Annotated in this window: 22 protein-coding genes; 6 read left to right on the top strand and 16 right to left on the bottom strand. The window is 56.9% G+C overall.

The window, feature by feature from the left end:
• Position 1: 1 nt before the first annotated feature.
• Genes SLH49_RS11390 through SLH49_RS11360 form a run of 7 tightly spaced genes read right to left on the bottom strand, consistent with a single transcriptional unit; the run spans position 2 to position 4,833 of the window.
• Positions 2-358, bottom strand: coding sequence for a hypothetical protein (locus tag SLH49_RS11390; RefSeq protein ID WP_320269267.1), 357 nt, complete (start codon positions 356-358; stop codon positions 2-4).
• A complete protein-coding gene (locus SLH49_RS11385) occupies positions 355-741 on the bottom strand; it encodes a response regulator (protein ID WP_320269266.1) in 387 nt (128 codons plus the stop codon). Before SLH49_RS11385 ends, SLH49_RS11390 begins: the two co-directional genes overlap by 4 nt.
• A 13-nt stretch (positions 742-754) precedes the next feature.
• On the bottom strand, positions 755-1,633 hold the full coding sequence (locus tag SLH49_RS11380; protein WP_320269265.1) for a protein-glutamate O-methyltransferase: 879 nt from the start codon (positions 1,631-1,633) through the stop codon (positions 755-757).
• Positions 1,630-2,097: a chemotaxis protein CheW gene (locus SLH49_RS11375; RefSeq protein ID WP_320269264.1), complete on the bottom strand. Its 468-nt coding sequence runs from the start codon at positions 2,095-2,097 to the stop codon at positions 1,630-1,632. The genes SLH49_RS11380 and SLH49_RS11375 overlap by 4 nt, the downstream gene beginning before the upstream one ends.
• Positions 2,094-4,175, bottom strand: coding sequence for a chemotaxis protein CheA (locus SLH49_RS11370; protein ID WP_320269263.1), 2,082 nt, complete (start codon positions 4,173-4,175; stop codon positions 2,094-2,096). The genes SLH49_RS11375 and SLH49_RS11370 overlap by 4 nt, the downstream gene beginning before the upstream one ends.
• The gene (locus tag SLH49_RS11365; RefSeq protein ID WP_320269262.1) at positions 4,172-4,552 is read right to left on the bottom strand and encodes a response regulator; all 381 of its coding nucleotides are present in this window, start codon (positions 4,550-4,552) and stop codon (positions 4,172-4,174) included. Before SLH49_RS11365 ends, SLH49_RS11370 begins: the two co-directional genes overlap by 4 nt.
• Positions 4,549-4,833: a hypothetical protein gene (locus SLH49_RS11360; RefSeq protein ID WP_320269261.1), complete on the bottom strand. Its 285-nt coding sequence runs from the start codon at positions 4,831-4,833 to the stop codon at positions 4,549-4,551. The genes SLH49_RS11365 and SLH49_RS11360 overlap by 4 nt, the downstream gene beginning before the upstream one ends.
• 327 nt (positions 4,834-5,160) lie before the next feature.
• Here SLH49_RS11360 and SLH49_RS11355 point away from each other — a divergent pair, with 327 nt between their 5' ends.
• Both SLH49_RS11355 and SLH49_RS11350 read left to right on the top strand, forming a co-directional pair.
• A complete protein-coding gene (locus tag SLH49_RS11355) occupies positions 5,161-6,468 on the top strand; it encodes a M23 family metallopeptidase (protein ID WP_320269260.1) in 1,308 nt (435 codons plus the stop codon).
• Positions 6,458-6,961: a polymer-forming cytoskeletal protein gene (locus SLH49_RS11350; protein WP_320240036.1), complete on the top strand. Its 504-nt coding sequence runs from the start codon at positions 6,458-6,460 to the stop codon at positions 6,959-6,961. The genes SLH49_RS11355 and SLH49_RS11350 overlap by 11 nt, the downstream gene beginning before the upstream one ends.
• 44 nt (positions 6,962-7,005) lie before the next feature.
• Here SLH49_RS11350 and SLH49_RS11345 read toward each other — a convergent pair whose 3' ends face one another.
• Positions 7,006-7,611 carry a LysE family translocator gene (locus SLH49_RS11345; RefSeq protein ID WP_320269259.1) on the bottom strand — a complete coding sequence of 202 codons (606 nt, stop codon included), beginning with the start codon at positions 7,609-7,611 and terminating at the stop codon, positions 7,006-7,008.
• A gap of 56 nt (positions 7,612-7,667) precedes the next feature.
• Positions 7,668-8,441 carry a DUF2189 domain-containing protein gene (locus tag SLH49_RS11340; protein ID WP_320269258.1) on the bottom strand — a complete coding sequence of 258 codons (774 nt, stop codon included), beginning with the start codon at positions 8,439-8,441 and terminating at the stop codon, positions 7,668-7,670.
• A gap of 222 nt (positions 8,442-8,663) precedes the next feature.
• Between SLH49_RS11340 and SLH49_RS11335 the strand changes: the two genes are divergently transcribed.
• Together SLH49_RS11335 and SLH49_RS11330 are read left to right on the top strand one after the other, a co-directional pair.
• The gene (locus tag SLH49_RS11335) at positions 8,664-9,683 is read left to right on the top strand and encodes a Hint domain-containing protein (protein WP_320269257.1); all 1,020 of its coding nucleotides are present in this window, start codon (positions 8,664-8,666) and stop codon (positions 9,681-9,683) included.
• The gene (locus tag SLH49_RS11330) at positions 9,680-10,177 is read left to right on the top strand and encodes a hypothetical protein (protein ID WP_320269256.1); all 498 of its coding nucleotides are present in this window, start codon (positions 9,680-9,682) and stop codon (positions 10,175-10,177) included. The genes SLH49_RS11335 and SLH49_RS11330 overlap by 4 nt, the downstream gene beginning before the upstream one ends.
• Before the next feature lie 6 nt (positions 10,178-10,183).
• Here the strand turns inward: SLH49_RS11330 and prfB are convergent, their stop codons facing one another.
• Both prfB and SLH49_RS11320 read right to left on the bottom strand, forming a co-directional pair.
• Positions 10,184-11,308: a peptide chain release factor 2 gene (gene prfB, locus SLH49_RS11325; RefSeq protein ID WP_320269255.1), complete on the bottom strand. Its 1,125-nt coding sequence runs from the start codon at positions 11,306-11,308 to the stop codon at positions 10,184-10,186.
• A 72-nt stretch (positions 11,309-11,380) separates the two neighbouring features.
• Positions 11,381-13,897, bottom strand: a complete 2,517-nt coding sequence (locus tag SLH49_RS11320; protein ID WP_320269254.1) for a PBP1A family penicillin-binding protein — start codon at positions 13,895-13,897, stop codon at positions 11,381-11,383.
• Positions 13,898-14,053: 156 nt separating this feature from the next.
• Here SLH49_RS11320 and SLH49_RS11315 point away from each other — a divergent pair, with 156 nt between their 5' ends.
• Positions 14,054-14,665, top strand: a complete 612-nt coding sequence (locus SLH49_RS11315) for a class I SAM-dependent methyltransferase (protein ID WP_320269253.1) — start codon at positions 14,054-14,056, stop codon at positions 14,663-14,665.
• Here SLH49_RS11315 and SLH49_RS11310 read toward each other — a convergent pair.
• Both SLH49_RS11310 and SLH49_RS11305 read right to left on the bottom strand, forming a co-directional pair.
• Positions 14,653-15,816: an N-acetylmuramoyl-L-alanine amidase gene (locus tag SLH49_RS11310; RefSeq protein WP_320269252.1), complete on the bottom strand. Its 1,164-nt coding sequence runs from the start codon at positions 15,814-15,816 to the stop codon at positions 14,653-14,655. The two genes, SLH49_RS11315 and SLH49_RS11310, sit on opposite strands and share 13 nt — an antisense overlap.
• Positions 15,813-16,958, bottom strand: a complete 1,146-nt coding sequence (locus tag SLH49_RS11305; RefSeq protein ID WP_320269251.1) for a pyridoxal phosphate-dependent aminotransferase — start codon at positions 16,956-16,958, stop codon at positions 15,813-15,815. The genes SLH49_RS11310 and SLH49_RS11305 overlap by 4 nt, the downstream gene beginning before the upstream one ends.
• Positions 16,959-17,082: 124 nt before the next feature.
• Here SLH49_RS11305 and SLH49_RS11300 point away from each other — a divergent pair, with 124 nt between their 5' ends.
• Positions 17,083-17,826 carry a DsbA family protein gene (locus SLH49_RS11300; protein WP_320269250.1) on the top strand — a complete coding sequence of 248 codons (744 nt, stop codon included), beginning with the start codon at positions 17,083-17,085 and terminating at the stop codon, positions 17,824-17,826.
• Between the two features lie 2 nt (positions 17,827-17,828).
• Here SLH49_RS11300 and ispG read toward each other — a convergent pair whose 3' ends face one another.
• The 3 genes from ispG to hemA all read right to left on the bottom strand — a co-directional run bounded on the left by ispG (position 17,829) and on the right by hemA (position 21,577).
• Positions 17,829-18,956 (bottom strand): flavodoxin-dependent (E)-4-hydroxy-3-methylbut-2-enyl-diphosphate synthase, encoded by a 1,128-nt coding sequence (gene ispG, locus SLH49_RS11295; RefSeq protein ID WP_320269794.1) that lies wholly within the window; start codon positions 18,954-18,956, stop codon positions 17,829-17,831.
• Positions 18,957-19,037: 81 nt separating this feature from the next.
• Positions 19,038-20,237, bottom strand: coding sequence for a helix-turn-helix domain-containing protein (locus SLH49_RS11290; RefSeq protein WP_320269249.1), 1,200 nt, complete (start codon positions 20,235-20,237; stop codon positions 19,038-19,040).
• Between the two features lie 116 nt (positions 20,238-20,353).
• A complete protein-coding gene (gene hemA / locus SLH49_RS11285) occupies positions 20,354-21,577 on the bottom strand; it encodes a 5-aminolevulinate synthase (RefSeq protein WP_320269248.1) in 1,224 nt (407 codons plus the stop codon).
• Positions 21,578-21,621 lie beyond the last annotated feature (44 nt).

Raw genomic sequence — 21,621 nt, 5'->3', positions numbered from 1 at the left:
TTTAGAAAAGATCGACAGATACATTCTGCGCCGACGATTGATTTGTGCTGTCAGACCCGGCAGACATATCTAGTCGATGTCGACTTCTCTCCAGCGTAAGACCGGATGCATCTAGTGGGCTGGTTGTAACGGCATCTGCAGGCAAATGGGCGGCCAGAACTCTTGACAAGTATTCGAGGTCATTGAGCATCTGCAGTGCTAGATCGAACCCCTGCACTTCTCGATGAGCGACGTTCGATTGCGATACCAAAGGCGTTACTGCACGCTCGTAGCTGAGGAGCATGGCGCCGGCACAAGCCAACTCATCAGCCAGAGCTTCCAGCACCGGTTGGATACGGCTGGTTTCGACTTTGCTCATAGACGTCCCACAACCGTCTCAACAGCTGATTTGAGCGTAGCTGTTGTGAAGGGTTTCTTGACGATATTGTTTAGACCCAACTTTCGTCCGCGAGCAATTATCTCCGGCGTAGGAGAACCCGTAACCAAGATAAACCCAATACCCTTGGTCGTTTGATTCACGCGTAGGTTTTCGAGGAGGTCAAGGCCATTCATGCCGGGCATATTGAAATCGCTGATAACCAAGTGCACCGGGTTTGCGGCAAGCAACGGCATCGCGGCGTCACCGGATTTATGGTGATCTACATGAACCAGCCCCATATCTTCCAACGACTGAACAAGTAGTCCGCGGCTGACCGTCATGTCGTCAACCACCATTACCCTAAGTTTATTTTTTAGCGACATACGTCGTCTCTCCTCAAATACCCGATGATGATTTCGTCATTGGACGCAGACGGTAGGTGGTGGTACCCGCGACACAAAAACCGATTTCTTCGGGATCGGCGATCCGCTCAGAATGGCCTATGAAGAGGTATGCATCTGGTTGTAAACACTGGCTAAAGCGTGACCAAAGCCGAGCTTGCGTCGGTTTGTCAAAGTAAATGGCGACGTTGCGGCACATAATGACGTCGAATTTTCCAGAAATTGGCCAGTGATCGACAAGGTTGAGATGACGAAACGAAATGAGGCTCTGTAAAGCCTCACAGACTTGGCGGTGACTGTCGCCTGCGGGGCGTTTCAGTACGCGGGATTCATGGGAGGGCGATGGGAAGGTGCAATCATCTTGTCCGTAGACCCCTCTCTTTGCTTTATCAAGAACCAAAGCATCAATGTCAGTCGCGAGAATCTTAAGGTCATAGCTGCACGCCTCTTTGTCAAAATTCAAAAGAGAACCAGCCAACGAATATGGTTCTTGCCCCGATGAACACCCAGCTGACCAGAGGCGGACACGTTCGCCGCGCTTTGCGCGCGCCATCAAATCTGGGATAACGGCGTTTTCGAGGTACTCAAAATGGTGGACTTCACGGTAAAAGCTTGTGACGTTTGTTGTTAACGCGGTAATGAAATGACCGATCTCATGTTTGTCATTTGCCTCAATCAATGCACAATATGTTGTAAAGTCAGGCAGCGCCAATGCGCGCAACCTCTTATTGAGCCGCGATTTGATCAGTGGTCTCTTTGATTTATCAAGATTGAGGCCCCAGCCAGATTTTGCAACCTGTGCAATGCGTTCAAAGTCGGCTTGCGAAAGGTCAGATTCGCCAGTCATGCCGTTCGATGGTGCATGCAAGTTCATGCTACTTCCTCCGCATCACGATCAACGATCGTATCAAGCGCCAAAATCTTGAGCATTTCTTCTTCAACGGACACCAGCCCCACAACTTGACCGTCATTGCCATCATGACCCTGAGTGGGGTTTGGTTGGATTTCGTCTGCGACGATCGATAAGATCTCAGATACTGCTTCGACGAGCAGACCGATCACCCGGTTCCCAACAGCAACGACCACGACAACGCTGCGTGGACCAACTTCTGTGATTTGCAATCCGAGGCGGGCAGCAAGATCGATGATGGGGATGACAGCGCCACGTAGGTTCATGACCCCTAGGATGGATTTGTCGGAGTTCGGCAAGGACGTCACGGTACGCCAGCGTCTGATTTCTCGGATGGACGTAATCTCGACACAATAGCCTTGGCCGCCTGCACGCAGAGAGACGAACTCGGTGATCTTTGCTTTTTCCGTCGTTTCGATATCGGTCAAAACTGCAGCTCCAAATGTTCATGGGATTGAGAGAAGCGTCGAGATGCAGCAAGGCCACTAAGAGCCTCCGTATCAACAATTAGGGCAATATTTCCGTCGCCAAGAATTGTCGCGGCAGCGATGCCGGTGATGGCGCCATAATTGCCCTTTAAGCTCTTGATAACGACTTGCCGTTGATCTTGAATCGCATCAACCGATACGGCAATTGTCGCATCATTTGCATCTATCAAAACAAAGACACGGTTGCTGTCGGTATCATTCGGTTGATCAAGGCCCATCAGTGCATTCAGGTTGACTACTGGCACAAATGTACCTCTCACCGACAAAACCCATTCACCGGGTGTAACCTCCTGGATGTCGCTGGCGGCCGGTCGTATGGTTTCGACAATACTGGATAGCGGCAGAACCATGGTTTCGGCACCGACCTCGACAATCATTCCGTCGAGAACGGCAAGGGTTAAGGGCAACGAAATGGTGAAGGTCGAGCCATTTCCCGGACTGCTGGTTATTGCGACCTTACCACCCAAGGAAGTGATTGCAGTCTTAACCACATCCATTCCGACACCGCGGCCCGAGAGGTTCGTCACGCTTTCGGCAGTTGAGAAACCTGGAGCGAAGAGCAGATTGTATATCTCCGGCTCCGAAAGCTTTGCATCGGCTGTGACGATCCCTTTTTCCACTGCCTTGTCAAAAAGCTTCTCGCGATTGAGACCGGCTCCGTCATCAGTGATCTCGATCACAACATGCCCGGAACGATGTGCTGCTGATAGCCGGACAATGCCCTCGACCGCCTTGCCGGCATCCTCGCGTCTCGCAGGGTCTTCGATCCCGTGATCAACGGCATTGCGCAACATATGGGTCAAGGGGTCTGCCAGACGCTCTAGCATTGTCTTGTCGATTTCGGTCGTTTCACCTTCTGTGATGAAAGATACGCTTTTGCCAGTCGCTTCGCCGGCCTCTCGCACCACGCGACCCATCCGTTGGAATAGGGATTTGACGGGTTGAGCGCGAATTGCCATCACACCTTCTTGGATCTCGCGCGCGAGCGTACCGTAGTCGTCAAGCGCCGTAGTGATTTCGGAGTTTGAAACCAGGCCGCTTTCCTTCAGATTTCGATCAATTACAGCATGATTGATGATCAGTTCGCCAACGCTGTTAATAAGACGGTCAACGCGCTCTGGATCCACGCGGAGCGTCGACTGCACGGCTTGTGTCGCTCCGGAGGGCTTTGGTGGCCTCTGCGCTGGCTGAGAAACCGCAACGGGCTTATCATCCGGTATCGACGGTTCAGGCTCGGCCAAGTCCGCTGCAGGGATCTCCGCATGCATTTCAGCCGGTTTGTCTGCAAAAATCGGATCGATCTGAATATCACAATGACCTTCAACAAACTGGAAGATTTCACGCACGGCATCTTCATCGTTGGTCCCCTCTAGCGTCAGTCGCCATGACAGATGACTTTCGTCAAAATTGAAGGTATCAAGATCGGGAACGTCTTCGGTGACGCATTCCACATGAATTTTGCCCAGTTTTTCCAGCCCAGAGATTAGACGCAGCGGATCATTACCGCTTAGGTACAGTGACGCATGCGGCATCAACGCGATTTCGAACCGTTCAATCGGGTCTGCGTCGATATCAATCGACAAGGCCGCCACCGGCGTAAAAACAAACTCTTCTTCGACCGCTCCCTCGTCCGGAGTAGCACCAGACAGCTGGACTAGTTCATCAATCAGCCCATGCGTTGCTTCTGGTACTGGTGTGCCCTCAATGCGTGATCCGTCTACCAGTTCGGCGAGGTTATCCGCCGAGCGAACGATGACACGTAGAACATCACCACTAATGTCGAGCTTGTCCGAGCGGATCAGATCAAGCGTTGTCTCATAATGATGCGCAAAATCAACAAGATCGTTGAAGCCAAATGCCCCGGCTGCGCCTTTGATGGAATGGACGGCCCGAAAGATTGCATTGATGGTTTCCGTGTCCCATTCGTGACTGGCCACAAGCTCCAGATTCTCGGTCAACGATTCAATCAAGTCTTCGCACTCGGCAAAGAACGTCTCTCGGAGGCTGTCCATACTCATGCGGCGTTGGCCCCGGTCACCAAGTTCAGGATCTCGATCAGCTGCTTGTCGTCGAAAGGTTTGACGATCCAGCCAGTGGCCCCAAGCCCGCGCGCCTTGTCCTTGAACTCTTGCGAGCTTTCGGTCGTCAGCACGAGGATCGGCACCTTGCGATTGGACGGACCTGTGCGGATCGCCTCCAAAACACCAAAACCGTCAAGATTTGGCATGTTGATATCTGTGATGACGGCATCAAAACGCTCTTTCTGGAAAGCCTCGACACCCAAGGCGCCATCTTCGGCCGTGACCGACGCAAAACCACCATCAGTAAGCGTTTGCGAAACAAGCCTGCGAATTGTGCGTGAGTCGTCGATGACAAGAACAGTCTTTTCGCTCATGCGTCTTCATCCTGCAAAAGATCAGACAGACCGAGCGTTGCCAGGCTCCGCTTTGCTGCCTCTGAAGGGTTCTGGATTTCAAATGCGCCATCATGCATCAGCGCCGTTTGCTGGGCTGCAATCAGCAATTGGGCCACCTGCGCCGGAATGGCAGGTGCATCGGAGGCGTCGATGATGATCTTGTCGGCCTTTCGCGCCTGCAACACCTCGATGATCGGCTGGGGGGCATCCAACCAACTCTCGACATCAAGCGCGATGCTTTCTGAAATATGTTCAGCCAAAGTGATCCCCTTGCTTTCCCATTTCGTTACAGCCCGGTTTGTCTACCGCGCGAACAATTAAAAACGGGTTAGCAGTTGACTGATCCGCCAAGCAAAGGCGACGTCAAAGCCCAGTGTGGTCATGCGTGCAAGCACAACCCGCTTCGTTCTGCGCCAGAATCATTTGCCGCAAGGTCATCGGCAGTTCCTCGCGCACAGGTCAACAAACGACGCGTAATTCCCGCGCCAATGCGCAAAAATCTTGCAGCACTGGCTGAGTCCGACTAACACGGTGGGCGATGCCGGTGGGGGGCAGGTAGACGACATCAAACGGGACGGAACCACATTGTGAGATCACGGTTTTCTCAGAGAATCCACGCCTTTCTTGAAAGGCGTTTCCCGGAAAGACGCCTATTTCTTCGCTCAGATAATGAGACACGGTTTATTCGGCTGAAGCCTGAAACGCAGCTTGTCGCGTGGACTGGCTGCATTGCCGTTGTCGCGTGGACGATCGTGGCCACTGCCATTTTGCTCATGGATAGCATTGGCGCCGGAAACTTTCGCGCCCAGGCGCAGCGTGATCAATTGACCTATGAACAACGGCTGAATGCACTGTCATCCGAACGCGACGCACGCGCGCTGGAAGCGCTGGCCGCGCAAGAGCGCTTTAACTCCGCGTTGCAGCAAATCTCGATCATGCAATCCGAGCTTCTGGCGACCGAAGAAAAACGCCGAGAACTGGAAACCGGGATGGAAGCGGTGCAGGCCACATTGCGCGACGCGATGCGTGCCCGCGAAGAAGCCCGTGCCCAAGTGGCCGCAATGACCGCGGAAAACGACGATCCCGAGGGTGCAACAATCACGGATGAAGCCGCAGGCACCGTGAATTTGCTTGCCGATGCCCTTGCCGAAACTGCTGCAGAGCGGGATCAGATTGCGGCAGACGCCGAGTTCGCCATCGAACACGCGCAAGAAATGGAACTGGAACTCAGACTCCTCCAAGAGCGCAATGACCAGATCTTTCGTCAGTTGGAAGAGGCGATGCTGGTCTCGGTCGAGCCACTTGATGAGATGTTCCGTGCAGCTGGCATGAACCCTGAAAACCTGATCAATCAGGTACGCCGGGGCTACTCGGGCACTGGAGGGCCGTTGACGCCTCTACAGTTCTCAACTCGCGGCGGCGAACCGGATCCGGACGCATTGCGTGCCAATGCGATCCTCAGTGCGATGGATCGTATCAACCTTTACCGGATCGCTGCCGAGAAGGCGCCGTTCTCAATCCCCGTGAAGTCGAACTTCCGCTACACATCCGGTTTTGGCCCACGCTGGGGGCGGATGCATAATGGCACCGACTTTGCCGCGCCGATCGGCACGCCTACCTATGCCACTGCCGATGGTGTTGTTACCCATGCAGGCTGGTCATCCGGCTATGGACGGCTGATCAAGATCCGCCATGACTTTGGCATTGAGACAAGATACGCACACTTGAACTCTATGGATGTCCAAGTTGGCCAAAGGGTCTCGCGCGGTGAGAAAATTGGTGCTATTGGGAATTCCGGTCGCTCGACGGGCCCCCATCTGCACTATGAAGTCCGCATCAACGGCAATCCTGTAAACCCCATGATCTACATAAGAGCTGGACAGAATGTTTTCTAAATCAAAAATCAACGAACCAGGCCCGAAATCGGGCGATACTGAAAACGCCAAGGGCGCAGATGCTGCAAAAGCCGGTGGCGACTACAAATCCAGCGCCCCAAAGGCAAAACCCGCGGCCTCGGCGCTGTCTTCGGACCTGCTGATCACCGGCAACATCAAGACTTCCGGTGACATACAGGTCGAAGGCCAGGTCGAAGGCGACATCCGCGCCCATCTGCTGACTGTTGGCGAAGGCGCCACGGTGAAGGGTGAAGTCATGGCCGACGACGTTGTGGTCAATGGCCGCATCATTGGTCGCGTGCGCGGCCTAAAGGTCCGCCTGACCTCAACCGCACGTGTCGAGGGTGACATTATCCACAAGACTATCGCTATCGAAAGCGGTGCGCATTTCGAAGGCAGCGTGCAGCGTCAGGACGATCCGCTGGCGACAGGCGCCAAGAAAATGCCGACAACTGCACCTGCAGCGGCTCCGGCAGAGAAAGCCAAGACCTGACACTCGGTTCAGACGATTTTGAGGGCGCCCACGGGCGCCCTTTCTTATGTCCGGCTGACCAATAGCCGCAGACCCAAAGCACCCAACACAGCCGCTGCAGCCCTGTCGATATAGACCTTTGCCCGCAGATACCGTCGGCTGACCGCCGCACTGCTCATCGCAAAGGCAAGGCAGGTGTAAAACAGAACCTCGACCATAAGATGGTTCAACACGACAAGCGCGCTTTGCGCCACTGTCATCTCTGCCGGGAAGATGACGATCAGGACGGCTGCCGCAAAAAGGACGGCCTTGGGGTTGAGGATGTTAATCATCGCCCCTTGCCGGAAGGCATGGCGTCCGGACGTCTCTGCCGCACCAATCGGGGCGCGGGCATGCACCCACATGTTGTAAGCCACATAGATCAGATAAAGCGCACCAATCGTCTTGACCAAGGCGTAGGCCCAAGGAAAGAGGCTGAACACCGCTTCCAGCCCCAACAGCGCCGCCAGTGTCCATAGGCTCGCCACGAGTCCCAGTCCCAGACCAACTGCGATGCCGGCCCTGCGACCGGCACTGAGCGTGGTGCGTATCGCGACCACCAGCGCCGGACCCGGGCTGGCGATGGCCGCGAAAAGGGCAAGGTTGAATGCAATCAGATGCGTGATTTCCATGAAAGGCTCCGTCCTTTTTGGTCAGCATGACCGGACCTCGGACGGTGTCAACCAGCCTATGCCAGCGCTTTGCGATAGAGATGCCAAGTGGCATGGCCCAGGACGGGAAGAACAATCATCAGACCCAAAAACCATGGCAGGAGCGCGAGAAGGGTCAGCACCGCGATGATCCCGGCCCAAACCAGCATGACCGTCAGGTTCTCGCGCACCGTTTGCAGACTTACGAGCATGGCCGTGACGAAATCAATCTCGCGATCCAGGACAAGCGGCAGGCTGACAACGGTCAACGCAAAAAGCAGAAACGCTAGGATTGCGCCGACGACCAGTTCCGCCGCGATCATCATCAGGCCATTGGGGGTCAGAAAGACGTCATAACTCTCGGTGACATTTGTCATGGTCGAAAGCCCCATGAAAAGCGCAAAGATCATATGGGCCAGAAAGGTCCAGAACAGAAAGTAGATGACGATGATCGCGCCAAGCCACGGGAGCTGGCGCGACCGTTCTTGCCAGACGATGCCAAGGATACCACCCCATTCAAGCGCCTGGTCCTTCTCCATCCGGCGGCTCACTTCGTAGAGTCCAGCGGCGGCAAAGGGGGCGATCAGGGGAAAGCCGAGTGATGTTGCAAGCGTCCAGGTCACATGCCCTGCCCCGACCCACAGCATCAGGAAGCCCCCGAACACATAGACGGCGCTGAAGAACAGGCCGAATTGCGGGGCGCGGCGAAAGTCTGTGAAGCCTGCGCGCATGACCTCTCCCAAATCGCCGAGCGACAGGCGCTGCACTGTGGGGCGTGCGGCGCCCCCACTGAGTGTGTCAGTCGCTGCCATGCCATGCCTCCCCCAACTGCAACACACCGATATCATCGCGCGCGGATGCGGCGGTTTGCAACCCTGTAGAGAGGCTGCAACGATCTACTCGACAATCAAAAGCAACAGTTATGACTGATGCCGCTGCAAGAACCCGATGCAGGTCGCACAACCAAAACGGTTGACGAAAATACTTAAATCGCGCGAGGATAGACTAGTAATTGTCGATAAGAGGATGAGCCAATGCCCTCGATCACGATCTACGAACTTGATGAAGACCCGTTTGACACCGAAGACGTCACCGTCATCGCCGAATTCTCTGTGGACATTGTTGATAACGATACATCAATTGAAAATCCTGACTCGGATCTTACGCAGCAGCTAGATGTCAGTAGCATTCCCGGATTCATCGGGAACTCGACCGCTTTTCAAACCTTCGAGACCTATACCGGCACAGTGAACGGCGAAAGCGTCACCTTCACACTCGTGCAGTTTGTGGGCCAGCAGTATATGTTCCTGACCGAGGGTTCGGTAGACGTGAATGACGTCATTGAAGACACAAATAACGGCGCTACAGCGGCGGCGCCGAGTGAATATGATGAGTTACCCGACTTTGTATGCTTCACCAGCGGCTCTTGTGTCGAAACGCCCACGGGCCCACGACCTGTTGAGACGCTGAAAGTCGGTGACATGGTCTTTGTGGCCGAGGGCGTCTCCAAGCCTGTCAGGTGGATTGGGTGTCGGCATTTGAATGCACGCGTTCTGCAACAGTGCCCGCATCTGCGTCCGGTCTTGATCAGGAAAGACGCGATCGCACCGAATGTGCCATCTTGCGACGTGAGGGTCTCGCAGCAACATCGCATTGCACTGACTTCGCCGTTGGGCGAACTTTTGTTCGACGCCAACGACGTGCTGATCCCCGCGCGGTTTCTGGTCAATGATGAGAGTATCGTGATTGATGATGCATGCACTGATGTCGAGTTCATCCATGTGCTTTTTGATCAGCATGAATTGGTGAATGTCGCGGGGCTCTGGTCAGAATCCTTCTTTCTCGGCGATACGGCTACCAATGAAATGGCAGACGATACCCTTTCAGAAATCCTCGAATTGTTCCCTGCGCTTGACGGACGCGTCGGTGCATATGGGCCGACGCGGTTGGGTGTCCTCAAACTCTATGAGGTGAACGCCATCCGGGATGAGCTCTGCGCGTATGGACCAGCATATGAGGTGTATAGTGACAGCAGCACTGCGATCCGCGCATGACGAAGCCACAAGCTGACGGCACGCAAAAACCCCTCTCACATCAGGCAAACTCTGCCACCGAAGCGGATGTCGCCAATCCGACGAACCCGAACAGGCAATATCATTTCCGTATCCGCGAAAACGGGGCGTTGGTGTTTCGCATCAATCCAGCAAACCGACAACGTCGGATTGAGATGCAGCAAATCGCCGTTGCAAACACCAAGCGTGGCGATTTCAAGGCTGTGCAGGATCACGCGCTGACAGATGATGACAGGACGGCCATTCAGAACTGGCTGACTGATCGTCAGGAACACCTGCAAGAGCGGAAGTATCGGGACGCTGAAGACCTCATCGATCGTCTTTCAATGACGGCGCAGTGGGTGCAATCCGAAGCTGTTGCGACACAGCTTGATGCTTTGAGCGACAGGTTGATCTTTGCGATGCATGATCTGCGCACCGTTCTCGTCCGCAAGATGGGGCAAAGAAACAGTCAGGGCGGTGCGTCCAAAGACTGATCGCTGTTACTCGGTATTCGCCGCGTCGCGTCCCTTGCCCGACATATCCAGCGCCAGTGTCGCCGCCATCAGCCCATCCAGATCACCATCCAGCACGCCCTTTGTATCCGAGGTCGTATAGCTCGTGCGCAGATCCTTGACCTGCTGATAAGGCTGCAAAACGTAAGACCGGATCTGGTTGCCCCACCCCGCATCACCGGCGTTTTCATGGACTTCATTGACCATGGCGGAGCGCTTATCCAGCTCAATCTGATAGAGCTGCGATTTCAGCGCCTTCATCGCGATGTCGCGGTTCTGGTGCTGGGACTTTTCCGAACTTGTGACGACAATCCCAGTCGGATGGTGGGTGATCCGCACGGCGGAGTCGGTGGTGTTGACGTGCTGTCCGCCAGCACCGGATGACCGGTAAGTATCGATGCGGATATCGGCGGGGTTCACCTCAATCTCGATATTGTCGTCGACAACCGGATAGACCTTCACAGAGGTAAACGAGGTATGGCGCTTGGCCGCACTATCGAAGGGCGAAATGCGCACCAGCCGGTGCACACCGCTTTCAGATTTCAGCCAGCCATAAGCATTGTGACCGCTGATTTTGTAGGAGGCCGATTTGATCCCCGCTTCATCCCCCGGCTGCTCAGATTGCAGTTCAACCTTGTAACCCTTCTTCTCGGCCCAGCGAACGTACATCCTGGCGAGCATATTGGCCCAGTCGCATGACTCGGTGCCACCGGCGCCCGCATTGATGTCAAGGAAGGTGTCATTGGCATCCGCCTCACCATCGAGGAGCGCCTCAAGCTCTTTCTGCGCGGCCTTCTTTTCCAATGCGGCGATGGCCTCTTCCGCCTCTGCCACCACATCGGCATCGTCTTCCATCTCGCCCAGGGCGATCAGTTCGACATTGTCCGAAAGTTCCTGTCGGATGCTGTCATAGTTCGTCATCGCATCAACAAGCATCTGCCGGTCGCGCATCAGCTTTTGCGCGGCCTCCGGATCATCCCACAGCGTGGGATCCTCGACCCGCGCGTTGAATTCTTCCAACCTATGCGGGGCCGTTTCATGATCCATCCGCTGCGCGAGCAGGTTAAGCGACTTCTCAATCGCGTCCACGATGTTCTGGGTCTCTGCTCGCATGGGGCGGGTACTCTGATCGAAGCTCTGGTGTTGATCGGTCTTAGCGCGGGGCACGCGGGGCGACAAGCGGTGTCAGTAAAGACCGCCTGTCGAAAGCGTCCCGAACGTGGCCTTGGGCCCGACCGTGGCAGTATCGCCCGTCGATGTCGTCACCTCACGCGCGGCGCGCGGTACCTCGTCAAAAAGCGGCAAATCCTGCGCCATCGCAAAGCCACCATCAAACATGATGCCAAAGATCGGCTCCTCCCCCGGGCGGAAGCATTCGCCAATCACATTCTCACCGCTGGCACCATCAGGCAGGCGTGCGCCGCTATAACGGTCGATATTGATGAACTGGCAATCCGCAGGCACTTCAAACGCGCCGGCACCATACTTCTCGATGGCCTCAGACATGAACCGATTGAAGACCGGACCGCAAGTGCCACCACCGGACGCGCCACGCCCCAGCGTGCGCGGTGTATCGTAGCCGATGTAGCAGCCCGCAACGATGTTCGATGAAAAGCCAACGAACCAAACATCCTTGGCGTCGTTGGTCGTGCCGGTCTTGCCCGCAATTGGCACGGGCAAGTTCACGGTACTTGCGGCTGTCCCCCGGTCAACCACGCCCTTCATCATGGACGTCAACTGATAGGCCGTAATCTCGTTCATTACCCGGACACGATTGGACACGACGCGCGGCGCCTCGCCCTCGGCCAGCACATAGCCCTCGCAATTCACGCAATTGCGCTGGTCGTGGCGATAGACCGTGTTGCCGAACCGATCCTGCACGCGGTCGACGAGCGTCGGCTCCACACGCTCACCCCCATTGGCAAACATCGCATAGGCCGCCACCATCTTGAATAGCGTCGTCTCGTCCGAGCCAAGCGAGGCCGCCAAGACGCGGTTCATGTCCTGGTAAACGCCGAACCGCTCGGCATAGAGACCAACGGTGTCAATCGTAATTTCCTGCGCGAGGCGAATGGTCATCAGGTTGCGCGAACGCTCAATCCCGGTGCGCAGCGGCGTAGGTCCATAGAACCGGTTGGAAGAATTGCGCGGACGCCACGTGCCTTGCGGCGTATTGATGGTGATCGGCGCGTCTACGACGATGGTCGCAGGCGAATAGCCACTGTCGAGCGCGGCTGCATAAACAAACGGCTTGAAGGAAGAGCCCGGCTGACGCTGCGCCTGCGTGGCGCGGTTAAAGACCGAATGCTGGTAGCTGAACCCACCCTGCATCGCGATCACGCGGCCCGTATTGACGTCCATCGCCATGAAACCGCCCTGGACCTCAGGTACCTGCCGCAAAGACCAGCGCACGAAGTTGCCGTCATTGTCCAGAAAACGCCTGACGTGAACCACATCGCCGGGCGTGTAATTGTCAAAGAAATTGCCCGCCATCCAGCGGATATCTTCGCGCGGCACGATGGAAGGCTCGGCGTCCGTCGCCACGAAATCTTCTATACCGATCGTCAGCGTGTTTTCAGCAACATCGAGAATAACGGCGGGATACCAGCGCCCATCAAGATCGATATCGCGGGCCACATCGATGGCCGCGAGCGCGGCGCGCCACGCCTCTTCGCTTTGCAGGGCTTCTTCGGGAATGGTCTCGCCGGTGCCACGCCACTCCTGCAATTCGCGATCATAGTCCTCAAGCGCGCGTTGCAGGGAATGCCGTGCGACAACCTGCAATTCGGGATCAACCGTCGCGCGGATCGAGAGGCCGCCTGAAAAGAACTCCTCCTCACCGAAATTCTGGCTGAGCTGACGGCGAATCTCGTCTGTGAAGTAGTCGCGATCCGGCAGGCTGGTGCGGAAGCTTTCATAATCACCGCCCTGCACGGTCAGCAAGTCTGCCTCGCGCTCGGCATTATAGGTGGCGAGATCAAGGTACCCGTTCTCGTACATCTCGCGCAGCGTGTTATTGCGCCAGAAAATCGCCGCCTCGCGGTCACGCACCGGATGCCTGTCGCTCGGCGCTTTCGGCAGCGATGCAAGATAGGCAGCCTCGCCCGGTGACAATGCGGTCAGCGGTTTGTTGAAATAGGTGAGTGCCGCCGCCGTCACGCCATAGCTGTTCTGACCCAGAAAAATTTCGTTGAGGTAAAGCTCAAGGATACGTTCCTTGGGCATCGCGCCTTCAATCCGCGCGGCCAGAATGATCTCTTTGATTTTCCGCTCAGCGGTGCGCGAGCCATCAAGCAGGAAGTTCTTCATCACCTGCTGGGTGATCGTCGAGGCACCGCGCAAATTCTCGCCGCGGGACTCAACCGCATCGATAAACGCAGCAACCATCCCCATCGGATCATAGCCCGCATGTTCGTAGAAGTTCTTGTCTTCGGCCGAGATAAAGGCCTGTTTGACGATATCGGGGATCTCTTCAGCAGGTGTGAAAAGGCGCCGTTCCAGCGCAAATTCATCGATGATCTCACCTTCGTTCGAATAGATTCGGCTGATCGTTTTAGGGGTGTATTGCGACAGCGTCTCGTAACTCGGCAGGTCGCGCCCATACATATAAAGCACGCCGCCAGCCACGAAGGCGCCCATGACCAAGCCAAGGGTCACCAGCGTGAACAAACCGCCAAGGAATGAGAAAAATAAGCGCAACACGAGCCGGTATCCAGTTCTAATCGTTAGCCCGCTTATACGCCTGACCGCGCGAATGGTCAAAAGGCCAAACGTCGCGTTCGGCGGTGCGATGCCGCCGCGTTCTTGCGACCATTTCCGACCGTTGCCACGCATCCGCAAACAGGGCATGCGGGTCAGATGAAGCCCGAAGATGTCATCACGATATACGAAAAACACGGCACCGCCTGGGCACGTGACCGGGCCCGGAGCCTTTTTGAGAAACCGTGGCTCGACCGGATGCTGCACGCGGCACCGCGCGCCAAAGGTGCTGTCAGTGTGCTTGATCTGGGCTGCGGCGCAGGCGAGCCCATCGCAACGTATCTGGCTGATCGCGGCGCGCAGATAACGGGAGTTGATGCGAGCGAACCGCTGACCGCGCTTTTCACGCAGAACCTGCCTGATGCAACGGTCGTGCGGGCGGATATGCGGCAACTGGCTTTGGATCGGGCATTCGATGCGATCCTCGCTTGGGACAGTTTTTTCCATCTGTCAGCGAATGACCAACGTGCCATGTTTGCGGTGTTCAAGGCGCACGCTGCGCCCCGAGCAGCGCTGATGTTTACATCTGGTCACGTCGCGGGTGAAGCGATTGGACAGGTGGCAGGCGCGCCCATATATCACGCGTCGCTTTCAGCCGACGAATATCGCGATCTGCTGCATAACCACGGTTTTCGTGTCCTCCACCATATGGCCGAAGACCCAGACTGCGGCGGACATACAATCTGGCTTGCCCAGTATCAGTCGGCTTGATCCCGAAACGCATCCACAGCAGTAGCAACAGCGCGTGCAATTCGGGCGCGGCCCTCGGCGCTTTGCAACACAGCCCGGTCTTCGGCATTTGACAAAAAGCCAGCCTCAAGCAGCACACCCGGAAAGTCGGCAGCCGAGAGAACCGCAAACCGCCCTTCGCGACGTGGCCGGGAATTGAGATAAACCCCCTCAGCGCGCATCGCGCTCACCAGCGTTTCGGCAAAGCGTGCACCTTCCGGCCCGGTCTCTGCTCGCGCCAAATCCATCAGCGCCGCGGCAACCTGATCCCCCTGTGCCTGCAGGTCGAGGCCTTCCAGCAAGTCATCACGCTCATGACGTTCGACCACCTGCTGCCCGGCGCGTTCTTCGCCAGTCTGGGACAGCGTGTATACGGACGCGCCTCGCGCTTCGTCTTCAACAAGCGCGTCGGCGTGCAGGGAAATGAACAGGTCCGCCCCGGCGGCCCGCGCAATGCTCATCCGGGTAAAGAGTGGCACGAACGTGTTGGCGTCGCGCGTCATCACGACAGAGATGCCGGGGAGTGCGTTAAGCTCAGCCGCAACTTCCTCGGCAAAGGTCAGCATCAATTCCGCTTCGTTCAAACCGCCGCGTTCCGCCCCGGGATCGATGCCGCCATGCCCAGGATCGAGCACCACGACGAAATCATCCGTATCTGTCACAGGCGGGAAGGGCATCCGATCAATTACCGCAAGCGCGACCCGCCCCAGATCAGGAGGTGCCCCCGCCGCCGCAGCGAATTCCTCGCCGGATACCTGCTCAAGGACCACCGTCAAGTCCGCCCCAGCCCCCGTTCCGCGCATGCCTGCTTCAACAATGTTCAGCGGCTCGGCCAGATCGACAACCATCCGCGACCAACCCGAATGCAGCGGATCGATCCGCAGTGCCATTGCCCGGTCACCGCTGCGCAGCTTCTGGCTGTCGACGCCGTCCCAAACCACATCTTCAAAATCAATGAAGAGCCGCCGGGGGTTGTCGAGGGTGAAAACCCGGTATGGGGTCACATCGCTTAGCGCGAGCTCCACACGCAAGCTCCACCATCCGTCGCGGACAACGCTGCGATCCGGGTCGATGGTCACTTGCGCCGTTGCACCGGTTGCAAGGCAAATCCAAAGGACAAGCCACCTGATCACGCGCGACGCTCTTGCATGAAGCACGCGAGACGGTCCAGCCCTTCGCGGATATCATCGGTGCTGCGCGCGTAGGAAAACCGCAGCCAATGCTGCCCGCGTGCCGCGTCGAAATCGACGCCGGGTGTCACGGCCACACCAGCCACATCCAGAATTTCGGCGGCAAAGGCTACCGCGTCATCGGTGTATTCGGACACATCCACATAGACATAGAACGCGCCATCCGGCGGCGCGAAACGGTCGAAACCCGCGGCTTTGAGACCGTCAATCATCAGCGCGCGGTTGGCGGCGTAGACAGCTTTGTTCGCCAACAGCTCTTCGGTGCAATCCATCGCATGCAGCGCGAGCACTTGGGCTGCATGGGGTGCGCAGATGAACATGTTCTGGGCCAGCCGCTCAACCCTGCGCACATGGGTCTCCGGGACGACCATCCAACCGACCCGCCAACCTGTCATCGAGAAGTACTTCGAGAACGAATTGACGACATAGACGTCATCGGTAACCTGCAGGGCGGTCACCGGCGATGTTTCATAATCGATGCCGTGATAAATCTCATCCGAAATCAGTGCCGCATTCTGCGTAGCGCAAGCCTGGGCCAAGGCACGCAACGCTGCTTCGTCGAGCATCGTGCCCGTCGGATTCGCCGGCGAAGCAACGATAAGGCCTGCCAGATCATGGGCTGCGACACCCTCTGGTCGCAGCTGAAACCGCTGCGCCAAGGTCGTGGGAATATCGACGGGCTGCAAACCAACGGCTTTCAGGATTTGGCGATAAGATGGATAGCACGGCGTGCCCAGACCCACCCGCTCGTCGTTGTCGAAAAGCGCCGAAAAGGCGAGCAGGAACGCTCCCGATGCGCCGCTCGTGATCACAACGCGGCCCGGGTCAAGGTCGACGCCATACCATTCTGCATAATGCCGCGCGATACTTGCGCGCAGGTCAGGCAAGCCCAGCCCAACCGTGTAGCCAAGTGGCGTGTCCATCGCCTCAACAAGCGCTGCAAGCGCGGTAGCTGGCGCGCCGGTGCTCGGCTGTCCCACCTCCATATGGATGATATGACGCCCCGTCGCCTCGGCCTTTCGAGCCGCTTCCATGACATCCATCACGATAAACGGATCAACCTCACCTCTGTGGGACTGTCGCATCTGCCTTGCCTCTTTGCTTTTGCGGCCTGTTTGCCTTTCACTGGCATGTAACGTCAATGCACCTTGGCAAATGAGGGCGGATATGGTCTGACACCTGCATCGGTTCTAACCCCGGAGTTGTTCGATGATCTGGCGCCTCGCTCTTCCCCTATCCCTTGGATTGGCCAGCGGCGCGTCCGCGCTGGAGCTCGATGCGATGAGCAGCGCGGAACGTGACGCATTCCGCGCCGAAGTACGCGCCTATATCCTTGAAAACCCGGAAATTATCCGCGAGGCCATCGGCGTCTTGCAGGCCCGCGAGGCTGAGGCGGAGCGGCTGAATGATATCGAACTTGCCCGTGCGAACGCCGATGCATTGTTCAATGACGGGCATTCCTTTGTCGGCGGCAACCCGGATGGCGACATCACGATTGTCGAATTCATGGATTACCGCTGCGGCTTCTGCAAACGCGCCTTTCCAGAGGTGCAGAACGTGCTGAGCGCCGATGGCAATATCCGCTACATCATCAAGGAATTCCCGATCCTGGGCGAGCCATCAGTCCTTGCCGCACGCTATGCCATCGCGACGCAGCTTGTCGCGGGCGATGACACCTACAAAGTCGTGCATGACACCCTGATGGAGTTTCAGGGCGAGATCAGCAACCAGGCGCTCGCCCGGCTGAGTGAGAGCTTCGACCTCGACCATGATGCGATTGCAGCGATGATGGATGATGACAAGGTCGGCGATATTATTACGGAAAACCGTGCGCTCGCACAGCAGCTCCAGATCAGCGGAACACCGACTTTCGTGGTCGAGGACCAGATGCTCCGTGGTTTCTTACCCGCGGATGAGATGCTGGCCGTGGTGGCGGAACTCAGGGCGGAATAGCGTTATTCGGCAGCTTGCACCGCCTGCTCCGCCTCGATCTCAGCAGCCTTCTTTTCCACCTGTTCGACGATATGGTCAATCATGTCGTAGTTCGATTGCTTATGGCTCTGTTTGCCCGCCAGATAGACCATGCCTGACCCGGCACCCCCGCCAGTAAAGCCCACATCGGTCATCAGCGCCTCGCCCGGGCCGTTCACGACACAGCCGATAATCGACAAGGACATTGGTGTCTTGATGTGTTCCAGCCGCTTTTCGAGTTCCTCGACGGTTTTGATCACATCAAAGCCCTGACGCGCGCAGGAGGGACACGAGATGATGTTCACCCCGCGATGGCGCAGGCCCAGCGATTTAAGGATTTCATAGCCGACCTTGACCTCCTCCACCGGATCGGCAGAGAGGCTCACGCGGATCGTATCGCCGATCCCCATCCACAGAAGGTTGCCCAGACCGATGGCCGATTTGATCGTGCCAGAAACCAGCCCACCCGCCTCGGTAATGCCCAGATGGATCGGTGCATCAGTCGCTTCGGCCAATTGCTGATAGGCTGCAGCGGCCATGAAAACGTCTGAGGCTTTGCACGAGATCTTGAATTCGTGGAAATCGTTATCCTGCAGGATCTTGATGTGATCGAGCCCGCTTTCGATCATCGCGTCCGGGCATGGCTCTCCGTATTTGTCGAGGAGGTGTTTTTCGAGTGAGCCGGCATTCACCCCAATCCGGATTGAACAATTGTGGTCACGCGCGGCCTTGATGACCTCGCGCACGCGCGTTTCATCGCCGATATTGCCCGGATTGATCCGCAGACAGGCCGCCCCCGCCTCCGCCGCCTCAATCCCGCGCTTATAGTGGAAATGAATGTCCGCCACGATTGGCACGGACACTTCAGGAATGATCTTCTTCAGCGCCGCACTCGACGCCTCATCCGGCACCGAAATCCTTACGATGTCTGCTCCCGCATCAGCGGCGGCATTAACCTGTTCAATCGTCGCTTTCACATCTGTGGTGAGCGTATTCGTCATGGTCTGCACGCTGATCGGGGCATCGCCCCCGACAGGCACTGACCCCACCATGATCTGACGACATTTCCGGCGATAGATATTGCGCCAGGGGCGAACGTGGTTCAGCGACATGTCAGCAGCTTTCCGAATGGTGCCAGTTTTGCGCATAACCTAAGCACCAACACCACCCGCGGCAAGCAATCAGCGCTGCGATTATTCGTCCGCCTGCACCTCGGCAAAATTGACGATCTCAGCCAGATCATCATCCTGCGTCAGATCAGCAACTGTATAAGTCGATGTCAGGCTGTCAGGCGTGAGTTCGACATTCGATGTCACAACGCCACGCGGCCCAACAGGCCCGTAATGCGTGCCATTCACGGCAAAATACATCGCACCGCTTTCACCCACGCGCAGCGTTGCTGGCTCTTCCGTTGCCGGGACAACAAAGTTCTCACCCGGTTCCATCACACCTTCGAAGATCACTGTGCCATCGGCGGACTGGATGCGCACCCAAGCGGGGCGCACAGCGACCAGTTGCACTTCAGGCACCGGTGTTTCGACCACCTGGATCGGTGGAGGGGACGGCAAATCCGCCGCAACATCCGCCTCTGCCACCGCGACGGGCGGTTCAAAGGATTGATCAGGCAGAAGTGCACCAATGGTATCAGGGCGCAGGGTCGAGATCGGTGCATCACGGGCAACTAGCACCGGCACATCTAACGCTTGCGGACGATACAGCCGGTCGAGCGCATCACTTGTCGGGCCATTAACGATTGCGAGTGGATCGCTGGTGCGCAACGCATTTGACGCACCCGCCAGCGGATCAATGTCTGCAACAACAATAGGAGCCTGTTCCACTGGGGCAAACTGGACCTTCTGCACCTCCTGCAGCACCGTCCAACCGCCATAACCCAGACCACCAATCAAGGCGATCAGCACAGCAATTGATCCGATCGCGCGCGGCTCAACAGCCGACAAAACGGCGTCGCCAACGGGGATAAAAGGCGTTTCGGAAGCTGTGAAAATGTCCTTGCCCAGCGGGCTCAGGACCGGCTCACCAACTTTTGGCTTGATCGAGGAGGCCGCCGCCGACATGCCGTGCGCGGTCTCAAATCCACTTTCTGTGCAGAAGGCGTCAAACGCCTCATCGGGGTCCATATTCAGGTAACGCGCATAGGACCGCACATAGCCTGCAATAAATCCCGGTGTGTCGAAGGCGGACGGGTCAGCATTTTCGATTGCAGCAATATAGGCTGCCTTGATCTTCAACTCGCGCTGAACGTCCAACAGACTTTTGCCCATCGTCGCACGTTCACCGCGCATCAAATCGCCCAAACGCAATTCAAAGTCGTCAAAGCCTTTTGCCTCAACGTCCTCCGATGCGTCGTCACGCTTGAAGGTCTTCCCGATCATCGACTGTCCCGTCGCTTACTGCCCCTAAGCGCCCGCGTCTTTTCGAATCAAAAAGTCGTGTACGCCTTTGAAACGGATAACATATCCACAGGGCACATGCACTTATTGAAAAAGTGTTAACCGGCGAGTTCGGCGCGATTTAGCGCACAATGTGACCAAAGACTGTCCAAAGCGCTGACAAGTGCATCCATTTCGCGCGGGCCGTGAACCGGCGATGGGGTAAAGCGCAACCGCTCGGTCCCGCGCGGGACGGTCGGGAAATTGATCGGTTGCACGTAGATTCCGAAATCCGCCAGCAGCATGTCAGAGAGCTGTTTTGTATGCACCGGATCTCCCACGATCAGCGGCACGATATGGCTTCCGTGATCAATGATGGGCAGGCCCATGCCCTTCAGGCGCAGCTTCAAAATCTTCGACTGGGTCTGGTGTTGGTCGCGCAGAGACTGGTCGGTCTTCAGATGCGCCACTGATGCCGCAGCACCTGCTGCCACGGCGGGCGGCAAGGACGTTGTGAATATGAAGCCCGGCGCATAAGATCTTATCGCGTCACACATTTTCTCTGATGCCGCGATGTAACCACCCATCACGCCATAGGCCTTGGCCAAGGTGCCATTGATGATGTCGATGCGGCCCATCAGGCCGTCACGCTCTGCCACGCCGGCACCGCGAGGGCCGTACATGCCGACCGCATGGACCTCGTCAATATAGGTCAGCGCACCGAATTCATCAGCCAGATCGCAGATCGCTTCAATCGGTCCAAAGTCGCCATCCATCGAATAAATGGACTCAAAGGCGATAACTTTTGGCGCGGCGGGGTCGTCCGCTGCCACCAATTCGCGCAGGTGATCAAGGTCATTGTGGCGGAAAATCCGCTTCGCGCCGCCATTGCGTCGCACGCCTTCAATCATCGAAGCATGGTTCAACGCGTCCGAATAAATGATCAGCCCGGGGAAGAGTTTAGGCAGCGTACTTAACGTTGCGTCATTCGCGATATAGGCGCTGGTGAACAAGAGCGCCGCTTCTTTGCAGTGCAAATCCGCAAGCTCAGCCTCAAGCCGTTTGTGATAGACGGTCGTGCCAGAAATGTTGCGCGTGCCACCGGATCCCGCACCGGTTGCATCTATCGCCTCGTGCATAGCGGCCAGAACGACAGGATGCTGGCCCATACCCAGATAGTCGTTGCCGCACCATACCGTCACCGGTTGTTCGGACCCGTCAGGCTTGCGCCATGTTGCGTGGGGAAACTGGCCGCGCTTGCGCTCAATGTCGATAAATGTGCGATAGCGACCTTCATCGTGCAGCCGGTTAATTGCGCTATCCAGTTGGGCGTCGTAATCCACTGATACGTCCTTATCCTCGTCACAAAGCCCACTTTTCAGGCGGT

It is taken from the genome of Cognatiyoonia sp. IB215446 (assembly GCF_033963825.1).
Lineage (GTDB): Bacteria > Pseudomonadota > Alphaproteobacteria > Rhodobacterales > Rhodobacteraceae > Yoonia.
Note: the sequence above shows the minus strand (reverse complement) of the source record. Positions and strands in the feature narration are given on the sequence as shown.